The sequence below is a fragment of the Janthinobacterium sp. GMG1 genome (assembly GCF_034427795.1).
Taxonomy (GTDB): domain Bacteria; phylum Pseudomonadota; class Gammaproteobacteria; order Burkholderiales; family Burkholderiaceae_D; genus Janthinobacterium.
Map to the genome: position 1 here is coordinate 203,314 of NZ_JAXQNT010000001.1, position 22,514 is coordinate 225,827.

The 22,514-nt window shown below is 62.2% G+C and carries 21 protein-coding genes; 15 read left to right on the plus strand and 6 right to left on the minus strand.

Features of this window, described 5'->3' with window-relative positions; translation table 11 throughout:
- Positions 1–6 precede the first annotated feature (6 nt).
- Positions 7–474: a DMT family transporter gene (locus SJI03_RS00980; RefSeq protein ID WP_099376338.1), complete on the minus strand. Its 468-nt coding sequence runs from the start codon at positions 472–474 to the stop codon at positions 7–9.
- 92 nt (positions 475–566) lie between these two features.
- Between SJI03_RS00980 and SJI03_RS00985 the strand changes: the two genes are divergently transcribed.
- Complete coding sequence (locus SJI03_RS00985; RefSeq protein ID WP_322425961.1) at positions 567–1,472, plus strand: LysR substrate-binding domain-containing protein; 906 nt, start codon at positions 567–569, stop codon at positions 1,470–1,472.
- Positions 1,473–1,476: 4 nt separating this feature from the next.
- Here the strand turns inward: SJI03_RS00985 and gloA are convergent, their stop codons facing one another.
- The 3 genes from gloA to SJI03_RS01000 all read right to left on the minus strand — a co-directional run bounded on the left by gloA (position 1,477) and on the right by SJI03_RS01000 (position 2,871).
- Entirely contained in the window at positions 1,477–1,884 is a 408-nt protein-coding gene (gene gloA / locus SJI03_RS00990; protein WP_071653386.1) for a lactoylglutathione lyase, read from the minus strand.
- 112 nt (positions 1,885–1,996) lie between these two features.
- A complete protein-coding gene (locus SJI03_RS00995) occupies positions 1,997–2,419 on the minus strand; it encodes an OsmC family protein (protein WP_099376340.1) in 423 nt (140 codons plus the stop codon).
- A 185-nt stretch (positions 2,420–2,604) separates the two neighbouring features.
- Positions 2,605–2,871 carry a hypothetical protein gene (locus SJI03_RS01000; RefSeq protein WP_322425962.1) on the minus strand — a complete coding sequence of 89 codons (267 nt, stop codon included), beginning with the start codon at positions 2,869–2,871 and terminating at the stop codon, positions 2,605–2,607.
- 256 nt (positions 2,872–3,127) lie between these two features.
- On the opposite strand from SJI03_RS01000, the gene SJI03_RS01005 reads away from it, so the two are divergent.
- The 7 genes from SJI03_RS01005 to can all read left to right on the plus strand — a co-directional run bounded on the left by SJI03_RS01005 (position 3,128) and on the right by can (position 12,075).
- Positions 3,128–4,084, plus strand: a complete 957-nt coding sequence (locus SJI03_RS01005; protein WP_322425963.1) for an NAD kinase — start codon at positions 3,128–3,130, stop codon at positions 4,082–4,084.
- Between the two features lie 48 nt (positions 4,085–4,132).
- Positions 4,133–5,800 (plus strand): DNA repair protein RecN, encoded by a 1,668-nt coding sequence (gene recN, locus SJI03_RS01010; protein WP_322425964.1) that lies wholly within the window; start codon positions 4,133–4,135, stop codon positions 5,798–5,800.
- Between the two features lie 149 nt (positions 5,801–5,949).
- Positions 5,950–7,059: a ferrochelatase gene (gene hemH / locus SJI03_RS01015; RefSeq protein ID WP_322425965.1), complete on the plus strand. Its 1,110-nt coding sequence runs from the start codon at positions 5,950–5,952 to the stop codon at positions 7,057–7,059.
- A 342-nt stretch (positions 7,060–7,401) separates the two neighbouring features.
- Positions 7,402–7,938 carry a nucleotide exchange factor GrpE gene (gene grpE, locus SJI03_RS01020; protein WP_034788734.1) on the plus strand — a complete coding sequence of 179 codons (537 nt, stop codon included), beginning with the start codon at positions 7,402–7,404 and terminating at the stop codon, positions 7,936–7,938.
- A 91-nt stretch (positions 7,939–8,029) separates the two neighbouring features.
- Entirely contained in the window at positions 8,030–9,973 is a 1,944-nt protein-coding gene (gene dnaK / locus SJI03_RS01025; RefSeq protein WP_034745982.1) for a molecular chaperone DnaK, read from the plus strand.
- A gap of 160 nt (positions 9,974–10,133) precedes the next feature.
- Complete coding sequence (gene dnaJ / locus SJI03_RS01030; RefSeq protein WP_034745985.1) at positions 10,134–11,267, plus strand: molecular chaperone DnaJ; 1,134 nt, start codon at positions 10,134–10,136, stop codon at positions 11,265–11,267.
- Between the two features lie 136 nt (positions 11,268–11,403).
- On the plus strand, positions 11,404–12,075 hold the full coding sequence (gene can, locus SJI03_RS01035; RefSeq protein ID WP_035822585.1) for a carbonate dehydratase: 672 nt from the start codon (positions 11,404–11,406) through the stop codon (positions 12,073–12,075).
- Between the two features lie 18 nt (positions 12,076–12,093).
- On the opposite strand, the gene SJI03_RS01040 is transcribed toward can, so the two are convergent.
- Positions 12,094–12,579, minus strand: a complete 486-nt coding sequence (locus tag SJI03_RS01040; protein ID WP_322425966.1) for a sel1 repeat family protein — start codon at positions 12,577–12,579, stop codon at positions 12,094–12,096.
- Positions 12,580–12,790: 211 nt separating this feature from the next.
- Here SJI03_RS01040 and SJI03_RS01045 point away from each other — a divergent pair, with 211 nt between their 5' ends.
- The 4 genes from SJI03_RS01045 to SJI03_RS01060 are packed head-to-tail and all read left to right on the plus strand — an operon-like array spanning position 12,791 to position 16,438.
- Entirely contained in the window at positions 12,791–13,675 is an 885-nt protein-coding gene (locus SJI03_RS01045; RefSeq protein ID WP_322425967.1) for a TauD/TfdA family dioxygenase, read from the plus strand.
- A gap of 33 nt (positions 13,676–13,708) precedes the next feature.
- A complete protein-coding gene (locus SJI03_RS01050; RefSeq protein WP_416208688.1) occupies positions 13,709–14,722 on the plus strand; it encodes an ABC transporter substrate-binding protein in 1,014 nt (337 codons plus the stop codon).
- A 1-nt stretch (position 14,723) separates the two neighbouring features.
- Positions 14,724–15,569, plus strand: coding sequence for an ABC transporter ATP-binding protein (locus tag SJI03_RS01055; protein ID WP_099376347.1), 846 nt, complete (start codon positions 14,724–14,726; stop codon positions 15,567–15,569).
- Positions 15,566–16,438 (plus strand): ABC transporter permease, encoded by an 873-nt coding sequence (locus tag SJI03_RS01060; RefSeq protein WP_322425968.1) that lies wholly within the window; start codon positions 15,566–15,568, stop codon positions 16,436–16,438. Before SJI03_RS01055 ends, SJI03_RS01060 begins: the two co-directional genes overlap by 4 nt.
- A 12-nt stretch (positions 16,439–16,450) precedes the next feature.
- On the opposite strand, the gene SJI03_RS01065 is transcribed toward SJI03_RS01060, so the two are convergent.
- Positions 16,451–17,344, minus strand: coding sequence for an HTH-type transcriptional regulator ArgP (locus SJI03_RS01065; protein ID WP_322425969.1), 894 nt, complete (start codon positions 17,342–17,344; stop codon positions 16,451–16,453).
- Between the two features lie 137 nt (positions 17,345–17,481).
- Here SJI03_RS01065 and SJI03_RS01070 point away from each other — a divergent pair, with 137 nt between their 5' ends.
- From SJI03_RS01070 to SJI03_RS01080, 3 genes are all read left to right on the plus strand, one after another.
- Complete coding sequence (locus SJI03_RS01070; protein WP_322425970.1) at positions 17,482–19,911, plus strand: PBP1A family penicillin-binding protein; 2,430 nt, start codon at positions 17,482–17,484, stop codon at positions 19,909–19,911.
- Positions 19,912–19,915: 4 nt separating this feature from the next.
- Complete coding sequence (locus SJI03_RS01075) at positions 19,916–20,539, plus strand: trimeric intracellular cation channel family protein (protein WP_099376350.1); 624 nt, start codon at positions 19,916–19,918, stop codon at positions 20,537–20,539.
- Positions 20,540–20,636: 97 nt separating this feature from the next.
- Positions 20,637–22,514: a beta-propeller domain-containing protein gene (locus SJI03_RS01080; RefSeq protein WP_322425971.1), complete on the plus strand. Its 1,878-nt coding sequence runs from the start codon at positions 20,637–20,639 to the stop codon at positions 22,512–22,514.

Here is a 22,514-nt window from a genome sequence, read left to right on the forward strand (position 1 = left end):
GTGTTTTCACACGGTGCGTGTATTGGCCAATTGCGTCAGAATCACGCCCGCCACCACCAGTCCCGCACCGGCCCAATGCAGCGGAGAAATATGTTTGACGGCAAAGCCCAGCAAGCCGTAGCGGTCGATGGCCAGCGCGGCCAGCATTTGCCCGCCGATGACGGCCGCCATGAAGGGGCCGGAACCCATGCGCGGCGCCAGCATCAGCGCGGCCGTAATGTAAAACACGCCGGCCGCGCCACCCAGCCAGGACCAGCCCGGTCCCCGCATGGCGAGACCGACATCGGGCGCCGGTACCCGCCAGACCAGCATCACCAGTGAGGCGAGCACGGCGCTGACGGCCAGCGAGGCGAGCGTGGCCCACAGCGGGTGGCCCAGATTGCGGCCCAGCGCGGCATTCGCGCCCGCCTGGAAGGGGACGACGGCGCCGGCCAGCATGGCCAGCGGGGCAAATACGGTGATCCATCCATGCATGTGTGACTCCATCACTTTGAGTTGATGGAATCATCGTATTATGCTGTCATGATTAAATCCAATTCGTAGTTTGTCATCCAACTATGCACCAAATGAATAATCTGCGCGCTGTCGATTTGAACTTGCTGGTGATCCTGGAAGCGCTGCTCAGCGAGCGCCATTTGTCGCGCGCGGCGGAGCGCTTGCATATGAGCCAGCCTGCCGTCAGCCATGCGCTGGCCCGCTTGCGCCATCTGCTCGACGATCCGCTGCTGCTGCGCGGCAAGGGCGGTTTCCAGCCGACGGCGCGCGCCCTGGAGCTGGCACGGCCGCTGGCCGAAGCGCTGCAAAGCGTGCGTTCCGTGCTGGGCGGCGCCGTCTTCGAGGCGGCCACGGCGCAGCGCGTGTTTCGCCTGGCCATGTCGGATTACGGCGCGGCGCTGATCTTGCCCCGTTTGTTGCGCCGCTTGCGCGTGGAAGCGCCCGGCATCGACCTGGCCATCAGCTATGCCAGCCGCCCGGCCGTGATCGCTGGCGTGCAGGATGGCGAGATCGACCTGGCGCTGGGCGTGTTCCCGCAATTGCCCGAGCAGTTACATAGGGAAACCTTATTCGAGGAAACGTTCGTGTGTGCGCTCGACCCGGCCAGCCTGGCGTCCGGTGAAACGTTGAGCCTGGAAACCTATCTGGCGCGCCCCCATGTGCTGGTGGCGTCCAGCGAGGGCGGCATGGCGGCCGAAGTCGATGCGGCTCTGGCCCAGCTGGGCCAGGCGCGCCGCATCGCCGTGCGTGTGCCGTACTGGACGGTGGCACCGGATGTCGTTAGGGGGACGGACTTGATCCTGACGGTGGCGCGGCGCGCCTTGCAGGGCAGTGCCGCGCAGGGGCTGGCGCAGTACGCTGCGCCGTTTGCCATCGCGCCGTTTGCGTTTGAAGCGATACGGCATCGCCGCACGGACGGCGATGCGGGGATTGCCTGGCTGCGCGCGGCCATTGCACAGGCCGCCGAACCAGGCTGAGGTATTACAGGCCGCCGCCCTGGCCGTCGAACTTGCGCTCGATCAATTCGATCTTGTAGCCATCCGGATCGGTGATGAAGGCGATGACCGTGTTGCCGCCTTTCACGGGACCCGGTTCGCGCGTGACGTTGCCGCCATTCGCGCGCGCCGCGTCGCATGCGGCGACGATGTCGTCGGCCGAAATGGCGATGTGGCCATACGCCGTGCCCAGCTCGTAGCTGGTGGTGCCATAGTTATACGTCAGTTCCAATTCCGCGTGGTCGGGATTCGAGCCATAGCCGACGAAGGCCAGGGTGTACTGGTATTCCGGATTGTCGCTGGTGCGCAGCAGCGTCATGCCCAGGACCTTGGTGTAAAAATCGATGGATCGCTGCAGGTCGCCGACCCGTAACATGGTGTGCAAAATACGCATCGTAAATCCTTGATGATGATAGGGGAATGGCAGGATTTTATGCGTTTTACGGCTTTCTTGCCGAGACCGCCCCTGCCGCCCGCTGCAACAGGGGCGGCGGACGGTGACATGATTACTCCAGATGGGCATCCAGAGTGATTTCCGTGGCCAGCAATTTGGACACGGGGCAACCGAGCTTGGCGCGCAGGGCCGCGTCCTGGAAGGCTTCTTCCGTGGCGCCGGGAATGGTGGCCACGAGGGTCAGGTGCACGGCCGTGATGGCATAGCTGCCATCGATTTTCTCCAGGCTGACGTCGGCCGTGGTTTTCAGGGCCGTGGCGCGCAGGCCGACCTCGCCCAGTTGGCCGGACAGGGCCATGGTGAAGCAGGCCGCATGAGCCGCGCCGATCAGTTCTTCCGGATTGCTGCCGGGACCGTCCTCGAAACGCGTGTTGAAACCATAGGCTACATTGTCGAGCGCGCCGCTTTGGGTGGAAATAAACCCTTTGCCATCTTTAAGGCCGCCACTCCAGACGGCTGATCCTGTTTTTTTCATGATGTACTCCTTGCGTGGTTCGAGCGTCCATCATGCGCGTGCCACCCTTGCCCTTCCGTTCGTTGTGTCACACAGGGGGCGCATGCGTGGTGCAGGGCTTGGCTGCTCACGGCGCCGGCGTCACGCGCCAGATGACATTGCGCCCGGCGCGTCGCCGGCAAAGTCGCGGTGCCTGACAGTTCGATTCAGCGCGCCTTCTTTGGTTCCAGCTGCGCGTCAGGGCGCGCCTGTTGCGGCGCGGCCGGCTTGACCTTTTCCACGCCGGGCTGGGCGCGGCGGTCCGTGTCGACCAGGCCCTGTTCCAGGTCGCTGGCCGCCTGTTGCATGATCTTGCGCGGGCGCACGTTTTGCGCGTCGGGCGATTCGTCGCGCTCGTGCGGCAGGCGGTCGACGCCGTCATTTTTGACTTTTTCCTCGGTATTGATCTTGCGCTCGCTATGCTGGGTAACCATATGGCCTCCTGACAGTAAAGTGAAACCAGTGTCCCGCCGCGGCAGGCCGCCTGCAAGCGGATTTGTCCAGGCAGGGAGCGCTGGCGCACGCATGGACGATTCTTTTTCTGCGCTACACTGCGTGCAACACCAAGAACGCCCCTTGCGGGCACACGGCAGCCGCACTATACTGTGCATATATACAGTATCATGCGAAGCCGGCGTGCGATGCGACAGCCTGGGGCGGTTTGCCACCGAATTCACTACCGAGACTCTTATGCCCGTCGATACACCCGCCGAACAGCGCGCCGAACAGCCAGCCCCGGGCGAACGCTTCAACCTGGGCGCCAAGACCATCGCCCTGGTCGTGCGCCAGAATACGGATGGCATTGCCGAGCCCGTCAAAAGCATCGTCGATTTCCTGCAAGTGCTGGGCCACACGGTGGTCTTCGAGGCCGAGACGGCCGCGCATCTGAACCTGGCGTTTCCCGGCGTGCGCGCCATGTCGCCGGCCGAGATCGGCGCCGCCGCCGATTGCGCCATCGTCATGGGCGGCGACGGCACCATGCTGGGCATTGCGCGCCAGCTGGCGCCATTCGACGTCCCCTTGATCGGTATCAATCAAGGGCGATTAGGTTTCATGACCGATATCCCGCTCGAGCGCATGCTGCCCGTGCTGGCGCAAATTCTCGGCGGCCGCTTCAAGGCTGAACGCCGCACCTTGCTCGAAGGCAGCGTGCTGCGCGATGGTGTATCGATACACGTGGGCATGGCCGTCAACGATGTCGTCGTTTCGCGCGGCGGCGGCGCCGGCATGGCTGAATTGCGCGTCGAGGTCGACGGCCACTTCATGTACAACCAGCGTTCCGATGGCTTGATCATATCCACGCCCACGGGCTCGACCGCGTATTCGCTGTCGGCCGGCGGCCCCTTGCTGCATCCGACCCTGGGCGGCATCGTGCTCGTGCCGATCGCCCCGCACGCGCTGTCGAACCGCCCCATCGTCTTGCCCGACTCGAGCCAGATCGTCGTGGAAATCGTGCGCGGGCGCGATATCAGCGTCAATTTCGACATGCAGACCTTTGCCAGCCTGGTGCAGCAAGACCGCATCCTCATCCGCCGTTCGCCGCATACGATTACCTTCCTGCATCCGGAAGGGTGGAGTTACTACAACACCCTGCGTGAAAAATTGCACTGGAATGAGTACCCGTCGGGCGAGGGCAAGCTCAGCTAACATTTTTCTCCACGCTAACCCGCGGTGCGCCGCCTAACCACAGAAGCCATGCTCCATACACTGTCCATTCGCGATTTTGTCATTGTCGATACCATTGAACTGGAATTTTCCGCCGGCTTCAGCGTGCTGACGGGCGAGACGGGCGCCGGCAAGTCCATCCTCATCGATGCGCTGACCCTGGCGCTGGGCGGGCGCGGCGACGCCAGCGTGGTGCGCGAAGGGGCGGCCAAGGCCGATATCACGGCCGATTTTTCCGTCAGCGAAGTGGCGCAAGCCTGGCTGGTGGCCAATGAATTCGCCAACGACGATGGCGGCGCCCTGCTGCGCCGCGTGATCGACAATGCGGGCCGCTCGAAGGCGTACATCAACGGCATCCCCGCCACGGCCGCGCAGCTGCGCGAGCTGGGCGACATGCTGGTCGATATCCACGGCCAGCATGCGCACCAGTCCTTGCTGAAAAGCGAGGCGCAGCGCGCCTTGCTCGACGGCCAGGCGACGGCGCGCGAAGCGGGCGCGGAACAGGATGCGCGGCAAGTGGCGGCCCTGCACAAGCGCTGGCGCGCCCTCGTGCGCCAGAGAGAAGAATTCGAAACCAACGCCGCCAACGTGCTGTACGAGCGCGAACGCCTGGAATGGCAAGTGGGCGAACTGGAAAAACTGGCCGCCAAACCCGGTGAATGGACGGACATCACGAACGAGCACAGCCGCCTGTCGCACGCGGCCAGCCTGCTGGAAGGGGCACAGGAAGCCCTGTCCCTCATTTCCGAATCGGAAGACCACCCGATCGTGTCGCAACTGTCGGCCCTGAACCAGAAGCTGGGCAAGCTGGTTTCCGTCGATGCGGAATTGCAGCCCATCGTCGACCTGATCGAATCGTCGCGCATTCAATTGCAGGAATCCGTGTACGCGCTGAACAATTATCTGGACCGGGTCGAGCTGGATCCGGAGCGCCTGCACCAGCTCGACGCGCGCATGGAAGCCATGCACAGCACGGCCCGCAAATTCCGCGTCACGCCCGAAGAATTGCCGGAGGAACACGCGAAGCTGTCGGAAAAGCTGCAGCATCTGGCGGACGCTTCCGACATCGAAGGCTTGCTGCGCCAGGAAGCGAAGATCGAGGCGGAATACCGCGCCGTGGCCGAGCGGTTATCAGACACGCGCCGCGCCGCCGCCCTGGAGCTGGGGCAAGCCGTCACGCGCGCCATGCAGGAGCTGAGCATGACGGGAGGCAGTTTTGAAATCGCCCTGCACCCGTGCGAACCGGCCGCCCACGGCCTCGAGCAAGTGGAATTCCTCGTCGCTGGCCATGCGGGCACGGCGCCCCGCTCCCTGGCCAAGGTGGCGTCCGGCGGCGAACTGGCGCGCATCGCGCTGGCCATTTCCGTCATCACCTCGCATGCCACCACCACGCCGACCCTGATCTTCGACGAGGTCGACAGCGGCATCGGCGGCGCCGTCGCGGAAGTGGTGGGGCGCTTGCTGAAACGCCTGGGGCAGGGACGGCAAGTACTGTGCGTGACCCACTTGCCGCAAGTGGCCAGCCAGGCGAATCAACATTTCCAGGTGGCAAAAAGCACCCTGGACAATGGCAAGACGGCCTCGCGCATCGACATGCTCGATGCCAAGGCCAGGGTGGAAGAAGTGGCGCGCATGCTGGGCGGCCTGGAAATCACGGCCACCACGCGCAAGCATGCGCGTGAACTGCTGGCAATTTAAACGCAGGCTTAAATCCGGGGTCAGACCCCGGATGCGTTAGCGCTGAGCTTGACGTTAGCGGCATTGAGGGTCTGACCCCAGCACTTCGCTATTAACTCAATGCAACTATAATAACTGGCTAATCCATCCAACGCCTTCGAAGAGCCTTCATGTCATTTCAAACAGAACCTCCGTACACGCATGGCAGTATCGACCGCAGCGCCGTGGTGCTGGTTAACCTGGGCACGCCCGATGCGCCGTCGTCGTCGGCCGTGCGGCGTTATCTGAAGCAATTTTTGTCGGATCCGCGCGTGGTGGAGATTCCCCGCATCGTCTGGTGGTTCATCTTGAACCTGATCATTTTGCCCTTCCGTTCCGGCCAGTCGGCCAAGAAATACGCGTCGATCTGGACACGCGAAGGCTCGCCCTTGAAAGTGCACACGCAAAAGCAGGCCAAGTTGCTGGCCGGCGCGCTGGCCGAGCGGGGCCACGACGGCGTGACCGTGGCCATGGCCATGCGCTACGGTTCGCCTTCCTTGCCCGACGTGCTGGCCAAGCTGAAAAGCGAAGGCTGCGAGCGCATCGCCATCCTGCCTGCCTATCCGCAATACTCGGGCACGACGACGGGTTCCATCTACGATGCCGTGTTTGCCCATTACGCCACCGTGCGCAATGTGCCGGAATTGCGTTTCATTAAGCAATATCACGAGCACGACACGTATATCGACGCCTTGCGCGACTCCGTGCTGAACCATTGGGAAGCGCATGGCCGTCCCGAAAAACTGGTGATGAGCTTTCATGGCGTCCCCAAGCGTACCTTGCTGCTCGGCGACCCCTATCATTGCCAATGCCTGAAAACGGCGCGCCTGCTGGCGGAAAGGTTGAAATTAACTAAAGAGCAATACGTGGTGACCTTCCAGTCGCGCTTTGGCAAGGCCGAATGGCTGCAGCCGTACACGGCGCCCACTCTGGTGGCGCTGGCGCAACAGGGCGTCAAGCGCGTCGACCTGCTGTGTCCTGGCTTTACCAGCGATTGCCTGGAAACGCTGGAGGAGATCGCCATGGAAGCCAAGCATGATTTCGAGACGGCCGGCGGCCAGCAGTTTCACTACATCGCTTGTCTTAACGAAACGCCAGCCTGGATCGCGGGCTTGGCAGAAATTGCGGAGCAGCACATGATTGGCTGGCCGACGATGAAGACGGCGGCGCAGCGTGAGGCGGACAAGAAGGCGGGCGAACAGGCGCGCACGGCGGCCCTGGCCCTGGGCGCGCCGCATTAAAGATAATGATTTTTGACAATTAAAAGCCGCGCTTGCGCGGCTTTGTCACGTCTGGCGCGGTCAAGGAGTTTTCCAAATAGCAACACCGCCAGTGGCGATGGCCGTGGCGGGGCTGGTAGAATGCCCGCTTTGTCGTGGGAAGCCAGGAAATCAAGGGATGTGCGCACGGATCGCTGGTCAAAATGGATAGCGTTTTGTAATACGCTGTAACATGGACCGATGTAATTCTGGTTTTGCCATGCATACCCCTTGAAACAATAGGATATAGCCCCATCTGCCCGTTAGTGTTGTAAAGATAGTTAGACTAACTCATTTAAGTCATTGATTGTAGGAGCTTTTCAGATGCAAGATCAGGAAAACCAAGCTGTACCTAATCCGCAAGCGGACGCCGCGGCGACTGCCCCATCGACTCCCGCAGAGCCTACTTTGGAAGAGCAGCTGGCGAGTACCGAAGCGCGTCTTGCAGAGATGCACGATGCCTTCATGCGCGCCAAGGCTGATGGCGAAAATATCCGCCGCCGCGCGCAGGAAGATGTTGCTAAAGCGCACAAATTCGCAGTGGAAAGCTTTGCCGAAGCCATGGTGCCGGTGAAAGACAGCCTGGAAACGGCGCTGACGGTGGAAGCACCGACCATCGAATCGCTGAAAGAAGGCGTCGAGATGACCTTGAAGCAACTGAACGCCGCGTTCGAGCGCAACCGCCTGGTGGAAGTGCTGCCAGTGCAGGGTGAAAAGCTCGATCCGATGAAACACCAGGCTGTTGCCGTGGTGCCAGCGGAGCAGGAAGCCAATACCATCGTGTCAGTCCTGCAAAAGGGCTATATGATTGCGGACCGCCTGCTGCGTCCAGCCATTGTAACGACCGCGCAAGCAAAATAATCAGAGTGCGGCATCAAGCAAGCCTTGAAACCATGCCGCTTTGCCACATATAAGAACCATCTGAAATCTAGCAAATAAAAGGAAATAAATCATGGGTAGAATTATCGGTATCGATCTGGGAACCACGAATTCCTGCGTTTCCATCATGGAAAACGGTCAACCAAAGGTAATCGAAAACGCTGAAGGCGCACGCACGACGCCGTCGATTATTGCTTATCAAGAAGATGGCGAAATTCTCGTCGGCGCGCCAGCGAAACGCCAGGCCGTGACCAATCCGAAAAACACGCTGTACGCAGTCAAGCGTCTGATCGGTCGCAAGTTCGACGAAAAAGAAGTCCAAAAAGACATCGCACTGATGCCGTACCAGATCATGAAAGCCGACAACGGCGATGCATGGATCGGCGTACGCGACAAAAAACTGGCGCCGCCGCAAATTTCGGCTGAAGTGCTGCGCAAGATGAAGAAAACGGCAGAAGACTACCTCGGTGAAGAAGTCACCGAAGCCGTCATCACCGTGCCTGCGTACTTCAACGACTCGCAGCGTCAAGCTACCAAGGATGCCGGCCGTATCGCTGGCCTGGACGTCAAGCGCATCATCAACGAGCCAACCGCGGCAGCGCTGGCGTTCGGCCTGGACAAGACCGAAAAAGGCGACCGTAAAATCGCCGTGTATGACTTGGGTGGCGGTACGTTCGACGTGTCGATCATCGAAATCGCGGATGTTGATGGCGAGAAACAATTTGAAGTGCTGTCGACCAACGGCGACACCTTCCTGGGCGGCGAAGACTTCGACCAGCGCGTCATCGATTACATCATCGACGAGTTCAAGAAGATCAACGGCATCGACCTGAAAAAAGATCCGATCGCTCTGCAGCGCATCAAGGCTTCGGCCGAGCGCGCGAAGATCGAATTGTCGTCGTCGCAACAAACCGAGATCAACGAGCCGTACATCGCCATGGCGAATGGCGCACCGGTCCACTTGAACCTGAAGATGACCCGCGCCAAGCTGGAATCCCTGGTGGAAGAGCTGATCACGGCCACGATGGAACCGTGCCGCATCGCTATCAAAGATGCTGGCGTGAAAGTGTCGGACATCGATGACATCATCCTGGTCGGCGGTATGACGCGTATGCCGAAGGTGCAGGAAAAAGTGAAGGAATTCTTCGGCAAGGATCCACGCAAGGATGTGAACCCGGACGAAGCCGTCGCCGTGGGCGCAGCGATTCAAGGTTCGGTCCTGTCGGGCGAACGCAAGGACTTGCTGTTGCTGGACGTCACCCCTCTGTCCCTGGGTATCGAAACCCTGGGCGGCGTGATGACCAAGATGATTCACAAAAACACGACGATTCCGACCAAGTTTAGCCAGGTCTTCTCGACGGCCGACGACAACCAGCCTGCGGTGACCATCAAGGTCTTCCAGGGTGAGCGCGAAATCGCCGCCGGCAACAAGGGTCTGGGCGAATTCAATCTGGAAGGCATCCCGCCAGCATCGCGCGGTACGCCACAGATCGAAGTGACCTTCGACATCGACGCCAACGGCATCTTGCATGTCGGCGCGAAAGACAAGGCCACCGGCAAGGAAAACAAGATCACGATCAAGGCCAATTCCGGCTTGACCGAGGCTGAAATCCAGAAGATGGTGAAAGACGCCGAGTTGAACGCGGAAGAAGACAAGAAGGTCAAAGAATTGGCCGAGTCGCGCAACCAGGCCGATGCTCTGGTACACTCGACCCGGAAATCCTTGACCGAATACGGCGACAAGCTGGATGCGGGCGAGAAAGAGAAGATCGAAGCGGCGATCACCGACCTGGAAGCAAGCATCAAGGCGGGCGACAAGGCTGAGATCGACGCCAAGGTGGAAGCACTGTCGAGCGCATCGCAGAAACTGGGGGAAAAAATGTATGCCGACATGCAAGCGCAGCAAGCTGCCGGCGGCGCGGAAGGTGCACAGCAAGCTGCTGGCGCATCGGACGCAGGCGCCAAGCAAGACGACGTTGTTGACGCTGACTTCAAAGAAGTCAAAGACAGCAAGTAATGTCTTGCGCTCCCATGAACTGGGGGCAGCCGGGCTGAACGCTACATCGCGGGATTAGCCGCGAAGACCGGCCGAGCCGAGTCGTTGCCCAGTGCAGCACTCGACTCGGCTTTTTCGTGTAATTTTTACATCAGTAGATAGACTGCAAGGTGCCGACAACATGGCAAAGCGTGATTTTTACGAGACACTCGGTGTCGCAAAAAATGCTTCGGAAGAAGAGATCAAAAAGTCTTACCGTAAACTGGCGATGAAATACCATCCGGACCGTAATCCGGATAGCAAGGAATCGGAAGAAAAGTTTAAGGAAGTCAAAGAAGCCTACGAGATGCTGACCAATCCGGAAAAGCGCGATGCGTATGACCGTTATGGTCACGCTGGCGTGGACCCGAACATGGGCGGCGGTGGCGGCTTCGGCGGCGGTGCTGGCGGCTTTGCCGACAGCTTCGGCGATATCTTCGGCGACATCTTTGGCGGTGGCGGTGGACGCAGCCGCAATGCGGGGCCACAGGTGTACCGTGGCGCCGACTTGCGCTACAACCTGGAAATTACACTGGAGCAAGCTGCTCACGGCTTCGACACGACCATCCGCGTGCCGAGCTGGGACAAGTGCGACACTTGCCACGGCAGCGGCGCCAAGCCAGGCACCTCGCCAACCACCTGCGGTACCTGCGGTGGTCACGGTCAGGTGCGCATGCAGCAAGGTTTCTTCAGCATCCAGCAAACCTGCCCGAAATGCCATGGCAGCGGCAAGGTCATCACCGACCCGTGCACGCCGTGCGGCGGCGCCGGTCGCATCAAGCGCAACAAGACCCTGGAAGTAAAAATTCCAGTCGGTATCGACAACGGCATGCGTATCCGTTCGTCCGGCAACGGCGAACCGGGCACGAATGGCGGTCCGTCGGGCGACCTGTATGTGGAAATCCACATCAAGCCGCACGCCGTGTTCCAGCGCGAAGGCGACGACCTGCATTGCGAAATGCCGATCTCGTTCACCAAGGCGGCCCTGGGCGGCGAAATCGAAGTACCTACCCTGAACGGCAAAGTGTCGTTCACGATCCCGGAAGGCACCCAGTCGGGTAAAACCTTCCGCCTGAAAGGCAAGGGCATCAAGGGTGTGCGCTCCGGTTACGCGGGCGACCTGTTCTGCCACGTGGCCATCGAAACGCCCGTGAAACTGACGGAAAAACAGAAAGACCTGCTGCGCGACTTTGAAAAGTCGACGACCGAGGGCGGTGCCAAGCACAGTCCGCAAAGCAAGACCTGGAAAGACAAGGTCAAGGATTTTTTTGAGTAAGCACACGTAATACCATGCGCCGGGATGCTTCAACATCCCGGCGTTTTTTTCATCACGACTGAACAATGTGCGCGCATCGCCGGCCTATGGGCGCGATCTGCCGCCAATTCAGTCGTACGTACACAATGGGAGCGATATGACCGAACAGAAAAATGGCCCGGCCCTGGCGGAACTGCTGCAGCGTAACCGCCGCTGGGCCGACTCGATGGTGGCGAAAGACCCGAACTTCTTCAAGAACCTGGAAGCGCAAACGTCGCCCGAATACCTGTGGATCGGCTGCTCCGACAGCCGCGTGCCCGCCAACGAACTGCTGGGCATGGCGCCTGGCGACGTGTTTGTGCACCGTAACATCGCCAATGTGGTCGTGCATTCCGACCTCAATTGCCTGTCCGTCCTGCAATTTGCCGTGGACGTGCTGAAAGTCAAACATGTCATCATCGTCGGCCATTACGGCTGCAAGGGCGTGCATGCCGCCATGACGGGCACGCGCATCGGCCTGGTCGACAACTGGCTGCGCCACGTGCAGGACGTGGGCCAGAAGCACGAACGCTACCTGGGCGACGTGCTGACCAGCCGCCAGCGCGGCGACCGCCTGTGCGAACTGAACGTCGTCGAACAAGTTTTGAACGTGTGCCAGACCACTGTCGTGCAAGATGCGTGGGAACGGGGCCAGGAACTCAGCGTCCATGGCTGGGTCTATGGCTTGAAAGATGGCTTGCTGAACGACCTGGAAGTGACCGTCACGGCTGGCCACGAGCTGGCGCCGCGCATGGCGACCCGCCTGGCCCGCTACGAAGCAATAGCGTAAACGATGCTGGCGCCGTGCTTACGGCGCCGCATTGTCCAGGCGGCCCAGGTAATCGGCCGCCTCCCGCACGCCCTCCTGCGCCGCCTGGCGCAGCCAGGTTCTGGCTTGGGGAATGTCTTGCGGCGTGCCCCGGCCTTCGGCCAGCGCCACACCATAGTGGTAGCGCGCCAGCCGCGCATAGGCCGCGTCGTCATTCGTATGCGCACCGCGCTGCATCAGCGCCGTCGCCTGCTCCAGGTCTTTAGGCACGCCGATGCCCGTTTCATACAGCTGGGCCAGCCAAATCATCGAATACACATCGTTCCAGCGCCGGATGCAATCTTCAAAGATGGCGACGGCGGCCGCATGGTCGCCCGTCTTGTCGGCCGCGTAGCCGTACAAACACTTGATGCGCTTGTCGCTGTGCACATAGGCTTTGTAGCTGAGATCACTTTCACCTTCGCTATTTTGCGCGTGGACGACAGCAGGGAACAGCAAGGCGAGCAGCAGGGCATAGGTGGGCATGGCTTTCCTGGACGATGGTTGAAGCTTGGTAGATAAGCAAGTTTCGTGCCAGCTCCGTTCCCCGGCAAAGCCGGCGCAGTTGCGCCATTGCGTGGCAGCCTGTGTGGCAACCTGGCGCAACGCGCCGCGCATATCCATATAGTAAATGCTTCGTTTGCAAGCAAGGCTGGCCGACATACAGTGGACTTCCCCTGACTCTAGTCGAGTTCCCATGTCGGCCGTCCTGAAACCCGTGCAGTCCACCAGCCATTTCCGTATCGAGACATTCGATGCGCCCCTGGGCGCGCAAGTGCTGGGGCTGGACCTGGCGCAGCCGCTCTCACTGGGCGACTTCCAGCGCCTGCACCATGCCCACCTCGACCATCACGTGCTGGTGTTCCGCGACCAGCGCATCACGGCGCGGCAGCAAGTTGATTTCAGCCGCCGCTTCGGCCCGCTGCAAATCCACGTGCTGCGCCAGTTTCAGCTGCCTACGCAGCCGGAAGTGCTGATCATCTCGAACATCGTCGAGGATGGCCAGCCCATCGGCCTGGGCGACGCCGGCCATTTCTGGCATTCTGACCTGTCGTACAAGGAAGTGCCCAGCCTCGGTTCCATGCTGCATGCGCAAGAGTTGCCGCAGGACGGTGGCGATACCGTGTTTGCGAATATGCACCTGGCGTGGGAAAGCTTGCCGGCCGCGCTGCGCCATGCCGTACGCGGCGCCCGTGCCGAGCACAGCTATCTGAGCCAGTATGAGGAATTGCGCCGCCGCAACCCATGGCGTCCTGCCCTGACGCAGGCGCAGATCGATGAAGTCACACCCGTCAGCCATCCGGTGGTGCGCGTGCACCCGGAAACGGGACGCCGCGCCCTGTTTGTCAGCGAACATTTCACCACGCGTATCGTCGGCTTGCCCGACGACGAAAGCCGCGCCCTGCTCGACGAACTGTTTGCCCACAGCGTGCGCCCGGAGCACCTGTATGTGCACCGCTGGCAGCCATACGACCTGGTGTTCTGGGACAACCGTTCCCTGATGCATCTGGCGACGGGGTGCCCGCCCGAGCAGCGCCGCAAACTCTACCGCACTACCATCGAAGGCGATGCGCCCTACTGATTTTTTCCTGTAAGCCTGACCCAAGGAGTGTCCATGTTGCCGATCGTTAGTTTTTCCCGCCGCCTGCTTGCCGCCATCGCCGTGCTGTGTATGGCCATGCCCATGGCCCGGGCAGAAGGTCAGATCCGCATCGCGGGCCAGCATGGCATCACCTTCTTGCTGCTCAATATTGCGCAGGAACAAAAGCTGATTGAAAAGCATGGCAAGCAGCAGGGCGTCGATGTCAAAGTCGAGTGGATCACCCTGTCCGGCGGGCCGGCCATCAATGACGCTTTGTTATCGGGCAATATCGATATCGCGGGGGCTGGGCTGGGGCCGTTGCTGACCATCTGGGATCGCACCAAAGGCCGGCAGAACGTGCGCGGCGTGGCCTCGCTGGGCAACTTCCCCTACTATTTGGTCAGCAATAATCCCAAGGTGAAAACCCTGGCGGACCTGACGGACAAGGATCGCATCGCCTTGCCTGCCGTTTCCGTTTCCGTGCAGGCGCGCATCCTGCAAATGGCCGTGGCGAAACAGTGGGGCGACAAGGAATTCGCCCGCCTCGATAAAATCACGCAAACCTTGCCGCACCCGGACGCGGCGGCCGCCATCATCGCCGGCGGCACGGAGTTGACAGGCCACTTCGGCAATTCGCCGTTCCAGGAACAGGAACTGGCGCAAAACCCGAACGCCCACATCATCCTGAACTCGTACGACGTGCAGGGCGGACCCAGCTCGTCGACTCTGCTGTATGCGACGGAAAAGTATCGCAAGGACAATCCGAAAACCTACCGTGCCTTCATCGCCGCCCTGGCGGAAGCGGCGCAGTATGCGAGCAGCAATCCGCAAGGCGCGGCCGACATCTACATCAAGGTGAATAAAAGCAAGGTGGACCGCAATCTGCTGTTGAAAATCTTTGCCAACCCGCAAGTGCAATTCAAGATCGCACCGCAAAACACCTATGGCCTGGCGCAATTCCTGCACCGCGTGAGCGCCATCCGCAACTTGCCAGACAGCTGGCGCGACTACTTCTTTGACGATCCTGCCATCACGCAAGGAGGCTGACATGAACGCACCCGCTTTTCACCTGGTACGTCCTCCGGTTGCCTTGCAGCCCTTGCTCAGCGTCAAACATGTCAGCCTGGAATACCGCACCGAGCAGCGTACCGTGCGCGCCACGCACGACGTCAGTTTCGACGTGTTCCGGGGCGACCGTTTCGTGCTGCTGGGGCCATCCGGCTGCGGCAAGTCGTCCTTGCTGAAGGCCGTGGCCGGTTTCATCGCGCCGCGCGCGGGCAGCATCGCCATGCAGGGCCAGCCCATCCATAAACCGGGGCCGGACCGTGTCGTCGTGTTCCAGGAATTCGATCAGTTGCCGCCATGGAAGACTGTTCTGGAAAACGTCATGTTCCCCTTGCTGGCCAGCAAGCGGCTGGACAAGCAGGCGGCTCGCGAGCGCGCCCATCACTGGATCGCCAAGGTGGGCCTGGCCGGCTTTGAAGATGCCCATCCGCATACCTTGTCGGGCGGCATGAAGCAGCGGGTAGCCATCGCCCGTGCCTTGGCCATGCAGCCGGAAGTGCTGCTGATGGACGAGCCGTTTGCCGCCCTCGATGCACTGACGCGGCGCAAGATGCAGGAAGAGCTGAGCCGTCTGTGGGAAGAGCTGCGCTTTACCCTTGTGTTCGTTACGCATTCGATCGAGGAAGCTTTGGTCGTGGGCAACCGCATCCTGCTGCTGTCGCCCCATCCGGGCCGGGTACGGGCCGAACTCAACAGTCATCAATTCGGCTTGCACAGCGCGGGCAGCGCGGAATTCCAGGCCGCCAGCAGCCGCATCCATGGTTTGCTGTTCGATGAGGAAGTCGCTCCCGTCGCGCAAGCAGAGCCTGTCCACCGGGAGGCCGTATGAGCGCGCTGCTGGAGCCGCCTATCCGCCAGGAATTCGTCTACGCGGCGCCGCCGCCGGCCGGCGTCACCGTCGAGCAGCCGCTGTCGCGCTGGCAGCGTCTGAGCCAGCACGCGCTGTGGCGCAAGGCTTTCATTTTGCTCAGCCTGGCCTTGCTGTGGGAAGGGGCGGCGCGCTGGACGCAGAACGATTTATTGTTGCCCAGTTTTCTGCAGACGGCGCAGGCATTTATCGGCGGCATCGCCAGCGGGGAATTGCTCACGCGCACGGCTGCGTCCCTGGTGGTGTTGCTGCAAGGCTATGCGGTGGGCGTGCTGGCCGCCTTCGTGCTGACCCTGCTGGCCGTGTCCAGCCGCATCGGGCGCGACCTGCTGGAAACCCTGACGGCCATGTTGAATCCCTTGCCGGCCATCGCCTTGCTGCCGCTGGCCCTGCTGTGGTTCGGCCTGGGAAGCGCCAGCCTGATCTTCGTCATCGTCCATTCCGTGATGTGGCCGCTGGCCCTGAACACGTATGCGGGCTTCCAGGGCGTGCCCGAGACCCTGCGCATGGCGGGCCGCAATTACGGCTTGAACGGCTTGCGCCTGGTGCTGCACATTCTCGTGCCGGGCGCCTTGCCCTCCATCGTCTCCGGCTTGAAGATAGGCTGGGCATTCGCCTGGCGCACCCTGATCGCGGCCGAGCTGGTGTTTGGCACGACGTCGGGGCAGGGCGGCCTGGGCTGGTACATCTTCCAGAACCGTAACGAGCTGTACACGGACAAGGTGTTCGCCGGCCTGGCGGCCGTCATCGTCATCGGTTTAATCGTGGAAAACCTTGGCTTTCGCAGCCTGGAGCGCGTCACGCTGAAACGCTGGGGCATGCAGCGCTAGTTCTCACGACAACTATTTCAGCATGCTGCGTGCCGCCGCGATGATTTGCCGCGACAGCTGCTCCATGCGCGGCGATTGCACTTTCCACGTGTGCCAGTACAGGGCCACGTCGGCCGGGGTCTTGGGTGTGAGCATTTCCACCAGTTCACCATCCGTGTTCGCCTTCAATAACAGTTCGGGCACCATGCCGTAGCCGAGGCCATAGCGGATGGCATTGAAGTGCGAGGTGGCGCCCGGCACGTAATGGCAGGGGTAAGCCCCTTCGGGCAGCCCCAGTGCTTCCTGCAGGAACGACGATTGCAAGGTGTCCTTGCGCGTGTAGGCGACGACGGGCGCCGTGCGCGCCGCCTTGCGCGTCAGGCCGTGCGCAAACCACTGCTGGCGGAACGCGGGCGTGGCCACCAGCCAGTAGCGCATCACGCCCAGCGGTTCGGCCGTGCAGCCGCGCATGGGCTTGGCTTCCGTGCTGATGCAGCCGATGGCCATGCCCGTCTCCAGCAAGGTATACGTGTGGTCCTGGTCTTCCACGGTCAGGTCCAGCAGCACGCGCTCGCGTATCAGCACTTCCGACAGGGCCGGGAAGAACCAGGTTCCCATCGAGTCCGCATTCAGCGCGAGCACCAGGGTCAGCGGGGCATCCTGCTGCACCGCCAGTTCCGCCTGCAAGTCCGCTTCCAGCAGCTTGGCGCGTTTCAGGTACTGCATCAGCCGCTGGCCCATGCGCGTGGCGCGCGCGGGACGGCTGCGCACGATCAGCGCATTGCCCAGCTGGCTTTCCAGCGCCCGCACCCGCTGTGAAATGGCGGGCGACGTCAGGTGCAGCCGCAGCGCCGCCTGCTCGAAGCTGCCCGTTTCGACGACGGCGCGAAACGCTTCCGTATGCTTGGGATTGAAATCCATGGCCACTGCCTAACATAAGAAAAATTTATCAATACTAAATAATACTTACTTTTCATAAGGATGGGTGTGTTGCAGTGCACAATGCCTCTTTGATGGAGTGCCGTGCGCCAGCGCGCGGCCTCCTGGCAGCAAGGAATACCACCATGGAAGCACAAGCGAACGACAGCACCACCCGCAAGCCCCAGTCCAAGCTGGCGCGCAATGTGAAATTCGGCCTGGGATTGACCCTAGGCCTGGGCATGGCCGCCGCCCTGGCGGGCGGCTGGTGGCTGCGCCAGGCGTGGCAGGATTTGCCCGCCGTCGAGCACCTGGCCCAGTACAAGCCCGCGCTGCCGCTGCGCATTTTCTCCAGCGAAGGCGAGCTGCTGGCCGAATACGGCGAAGAGCGCCGCGAATTCCTGCCTTTGAAAGACATCCCGCTGCGCATGCGCCAGGCCTTGCTGGCCATCGAGGATGCGCGTTTCTACGAACACGGCGCCGTCGATTTTTATGGTCTGACGCGGGCCACACTGGCCAACGTCGTCACGGGCCACCATGCGCAGGGCGCCAGCACCATCACCATGCAGGTGGCGCGCGACTTTTTCCTGTCGCGCGAAAAAACCGTGCAGCGCAAGCTGACGGAGATGCTGCTCGCCTACAAGCTGGAACAGCACTACGGCAAGGACAAGCTGCTGGAACTGTACATGAACCAGATTTACCTGGGCGAGCGCTCCTACGGTTTTTCCGCTGCCTCGAACATTTATTTCGACAAGCCGCTGGCGGACGTCAGCATCGCGGAAGCGGCCATGCTGGCCGGCTTGCCGAAGGCGCCGTCGGCCTACAACCCGGTCGCCAATCCGCAGCGCGCCACCGTGCGCCAGCATTACATCCTGCAGCGCATGCGCGAACTCGGCTACATCACGCCGGCCGAATACACGGCCGCCGTGGCGGAAAAACTGGCGCTGAACAAGGACCGCAACAGCTCCGTGCACGCGGCCGCGTATGCGGTCGAGGAAGCGCGTCAACTGATCCTGCAAAGCTATCCCGAAGGCGCTTACAGCATGGGCCTGGACGTGACGACGACCATCCGCATGGCGCCGCAAATCGCGGCCGACAAGTCGCTGCGCGATGGGCTCTTGAATGCGCAGGCACGGCGCGGCTACCGTGGCCCGGAAGCGCGCCTGGCCGCCTCCGAAGACAGCGTGGCGCGCCAGCTGGCCCCCTATCCGGATAGCGGAGAATTGCGCGCCGCGCTGGTGCGCAAGGTCGATACCGCCGGCAAGCGCCAGCTGACGGCGCAGCTGCGCAATGGCGACGAGATCGTGCTGACGGCCTCGGATGCGCGCCTGGGCGGCAAGCTGCAGTGGGATGGCAAGCGCGCCATCGTCGCGGGCAGCGTGATCCGCGTGGTGCGCGACGCGGCGAAAAAGGGCTGGCTGGTCAGCCAGCTGCCCGAGATGGAAGGCGCGCTTATCTCCGTCGAGGCGCACAGCGGCGAAATCGTCGCCATGGCGGGCGGCTTCGATTTTTACCGCAACCACTACAACCATGCCATGCAGGCCTACCGCCAGCCCGGTTCCAGCTTCAAGCCTTTCGTGTATTCGGCGGCGCTGGAAAAGGGATATTTTCCCGGCACGGCCGTGGACGACACGCAGCGCTTGCTGCTGCCGCAGGAAACGGGTGCGCAGCCGTGGCGTCCGCGCAATTACGGCAACAATTATGAAGGCTTCATCAGCGTGCGGCGCGGCCTCGTGCGCTCGAAAAACCTCGTGGCCGTCAGTCTGATGCAGGCGGCCGGCCCTGGCTACGTGCAGCACTACGCCACGCGCTTCGGCTTCGAGGGTGCGCGCAATCCTGTCTCCCTGCCGCTGGCGCTGGGCGCGGGCGCCGTCACGCCGCTGCAGCTGGCGCAATCGTATGCCGTGTTTGCCAATGGCGGCATGCAGATGCCGCCAAAACTGATCAAGGAAGTGCGCAGCCGCAGCGGAGAAGTGCTGTTCAGCGATGCGGCGCCACACGCCAAGGGCGAGCCGGCACGGGGCACGCAAGTTATCTCCACGCGCAACGCCTATGTCATGGACAGCATGCTGCGCGACGTCGTCAAGAGCGGCACGGGCCGCGGCGCGCTGGCGCTGGGGCGCGGCGACGCGGCCGGCAAGACGGGCACCTCGAACAATGCATATGACGCCTGGTTCGCTGGCTATTCCTCGGGCCTCGTCTCCGTCGTGTGGCTCGGCTACGACCAGCCGAAAAGCCTGGGTAACGCCACCGGGGGGACGTTGGCGCTGCCCGTCTGGCGCGACTACATGCAGGTGGCCGTGCAGGGCCGGCGCGAACAGGTGCTGGCGGAACCGCCTGGCCTGGCCCTGCTCGATGGCGACTACGTGTATGCCGAATACCTGGCCGGCGACTGCCTGCAGGATAACTTTGCCTTTATCCACAGCAGCGTCAGTTGCGGCAGCGGCGGTGCGGACACGCGCATGGCGCACGGTGACGCTGGCGATGGCGGCTCCAGCACGGGCACGAACGAAGCGCGCACCTTGAACGAAGCGCGCGAACGCGAACAAATTCTCAAATCATTTTCGGAAGAGTAAGAGCATGCTGTTATATACGATTTACCTGGTGGCGATTGTCGCCGAAGCGATGTCCGGCGCCATCATGGGCATGCGGCGCGGCATGGACTTGTTCGGCATTTGCATGATCGGCACCGTCACGGCGCTCGGCGGCGGCACCGTGCGCGACGTGCTGCTGGGGCACTACCCGCTGGGCTGGATCGCGCATCCCGAGTACCTGCTGTTTACTATCGGCGCGGCCGTCGTCACGGCTTTTGTCGCGCGCTATCTGCACCATCTGCGCGCCGTCTTCCTGCTGGTCGATGGTCTGGGCCTGGTGGCGTTTTGCGTGATCGGCTGCGACATCGCCATGTCGGCCAAGATGCATCCGGCCATCGTCGTGCTGGCGGGGATGATCACGGGCGTCTTCGGCGGCCTGCTGCGCGATATCCTGTGCAATCAGATTCCGCTCGTGCTGCAGCGTGAAGTATATGCCACCGTGGCCCTGTTTACGGGCAGCCTGTACGTGGGCCTGCTGTACTTCAAGGTCGACAGCTCGGTGGCGCAGCTGGCATCCATCGGCGCCGGCTTCCTGTTCCGTTTCCTGGCTTTGCACTTCGAGTGGCGCCTGCCGAATTTCAATGGCGACCGCATACGCGGGTTCGAGTAAGACGGCAGCTTCCTGAATATTTTTATGCGCATTTAACCCCTTTCTCCGCGCCGCTGCGTTTCATGTTGGACAACCCAGCCAAACCGGAGAAGAAGCGATGTCCAGCGCCCTTAAGATCACATTGATACTGTCCCTGCTGCTGTCGGCAGGCAGCCACGCCGCCGGCACGGCACCGCGCAAGACCCTGGCGCCGTTCGCCAGCGAGCAGGCCTTGAGCAGCTATCTGCAGCAGTTGCAGGCGCGCCAGGCGGTACTGCAAAGGGAACAGCAGAAACTGCAGCGCGCCACGGCGCAGTCCATGTCGGCGCCGCCGGCACCTCCCGCGCCGATGGTGGCGAAGGCCGCGCCGGCAGCATCGGCAGAAGCGGCGGAATCCGTCACCAATGTGCAGACGGCGGGCGTGGACGAAGGCGGCATCGTCAAGCTGCATGGCAAGCACCTGGTGATGCTCCGGCGCGGCAAGCTGTTTACCGTGCAGGTGGGGGGCAATGCCCTGCAGCCCGTGTCCTCGCTCGACGCGTTCGCGCCGGGCAGCGACCCGTCGGGCAGCTGGTATGACGAAATGCTGATCGATGGCGACACGGTCGTGGTGATCGGCTACAGTTACAGCCGCGGCGGCACGGAGATCGGCCTGTTCGACGTCAACGCCGACGGCAAGCTGGCCTACCGCTCCACGTATCACTTGCGCTCCAACGATTATTATTCGTCGCGCAATTACGCGAGCCGCCTGGTCGGCAGCAAACTGGTGTTCTATTCGCCCCTGTCGCTGAACTTGCGCCGGGGCGACCCGTTCGGCGGCTTTCCCGCGCTGCGCCGCTGGCGTCCTGACGCCGTACCATCCGACTTCAAGCGCATTGCCCCTGCCACGCGCATCTACCGCACCGATGAAGAACCGGAAACGGGCTTCGGCCTGACCCTGCACACGGTCACCGTGTGCGACCTGGCGCAGCGCGACATGCGCTGCGAAGCGACCGCCGTGATGGGGCCCCAAGGCCGCGTGTTTTATGTGTCGGGCGAATCCGTTTTCGTGTGGACGACGCGCCGCGGCAGCGACTCGGGCGTGTTCCGCATTCCCCTCGACGGCAGCGCGCCCAGCGCACTGAAGGTGGCCGGCGCGCCCGTCGATCAGTTCTCATTCCTCGAAAGCCCTGACGGCCACCTGAACGTGCTGCTGCGCGCCGAAGGCCAGGGCGACGCCATGTGGGATGGCGCGCGTGGGCGGGGCGACATGGCCTTGCTGCGCGTGCCATTGGCCACATTTTCCGATGGCCGCGACAGTGCGCCGGCCAGCAGCTACAAGGCGCTGCCCGGTGGTGGCGGCTACGGCTTGCAGAACCGCTATGTGGGTGCGTACCTGTTGTACGGCAATCCGGGAAATGCCGGACGTCGCAAGGCCGACCAGGCCTGGCCACGCCAGCCGCTGTATGCCATGCGCTGGGCCGATGCGGGCAGCGTGCAAGCCTTGTCCCTGCCGCATGGCGTGGAGCGCATCGAAGCGCTGGGCGATGACGCTGTGGTGATCGGCGCGCAAGGCAAGGATCTGCACTTCAGTAGCATCCGCCTGGGCGCGCAGGCGACGATCGCCACGCGCTATATCCGCGCCGACGCGGCGCAGGGAGAGTCGCGCAGCCACGGCTTTTTCTACAAGCCGCAAGCGGCGGGTGAGGGCATGATCGGCCTGCCCATTCTGGGCGCGGACGAGCGGCCTGGCCTCAACAAGTCAGCCGCCTCCGTCCTGTATCTGCGCAACAGCGGTTTGCAGTTGACGGAGCTGGGCGCGCTGGCGGCGCGGCCGGGCCAAGCGCCGGACGACGGCTGCCGCGCTTCCTGCGTGGACTGGTATGGCAATGCGCGGCCCCTGTTCCTGCAGGGCCGGGTCTTCGCCCTGCTTGGCTATGAATTGGTGGAAGGGGCGCTCAGGGATGGACAGATCCGCGAAGTACGCCGCGTCAGTTATGCGCCTGCCGCACGCTGA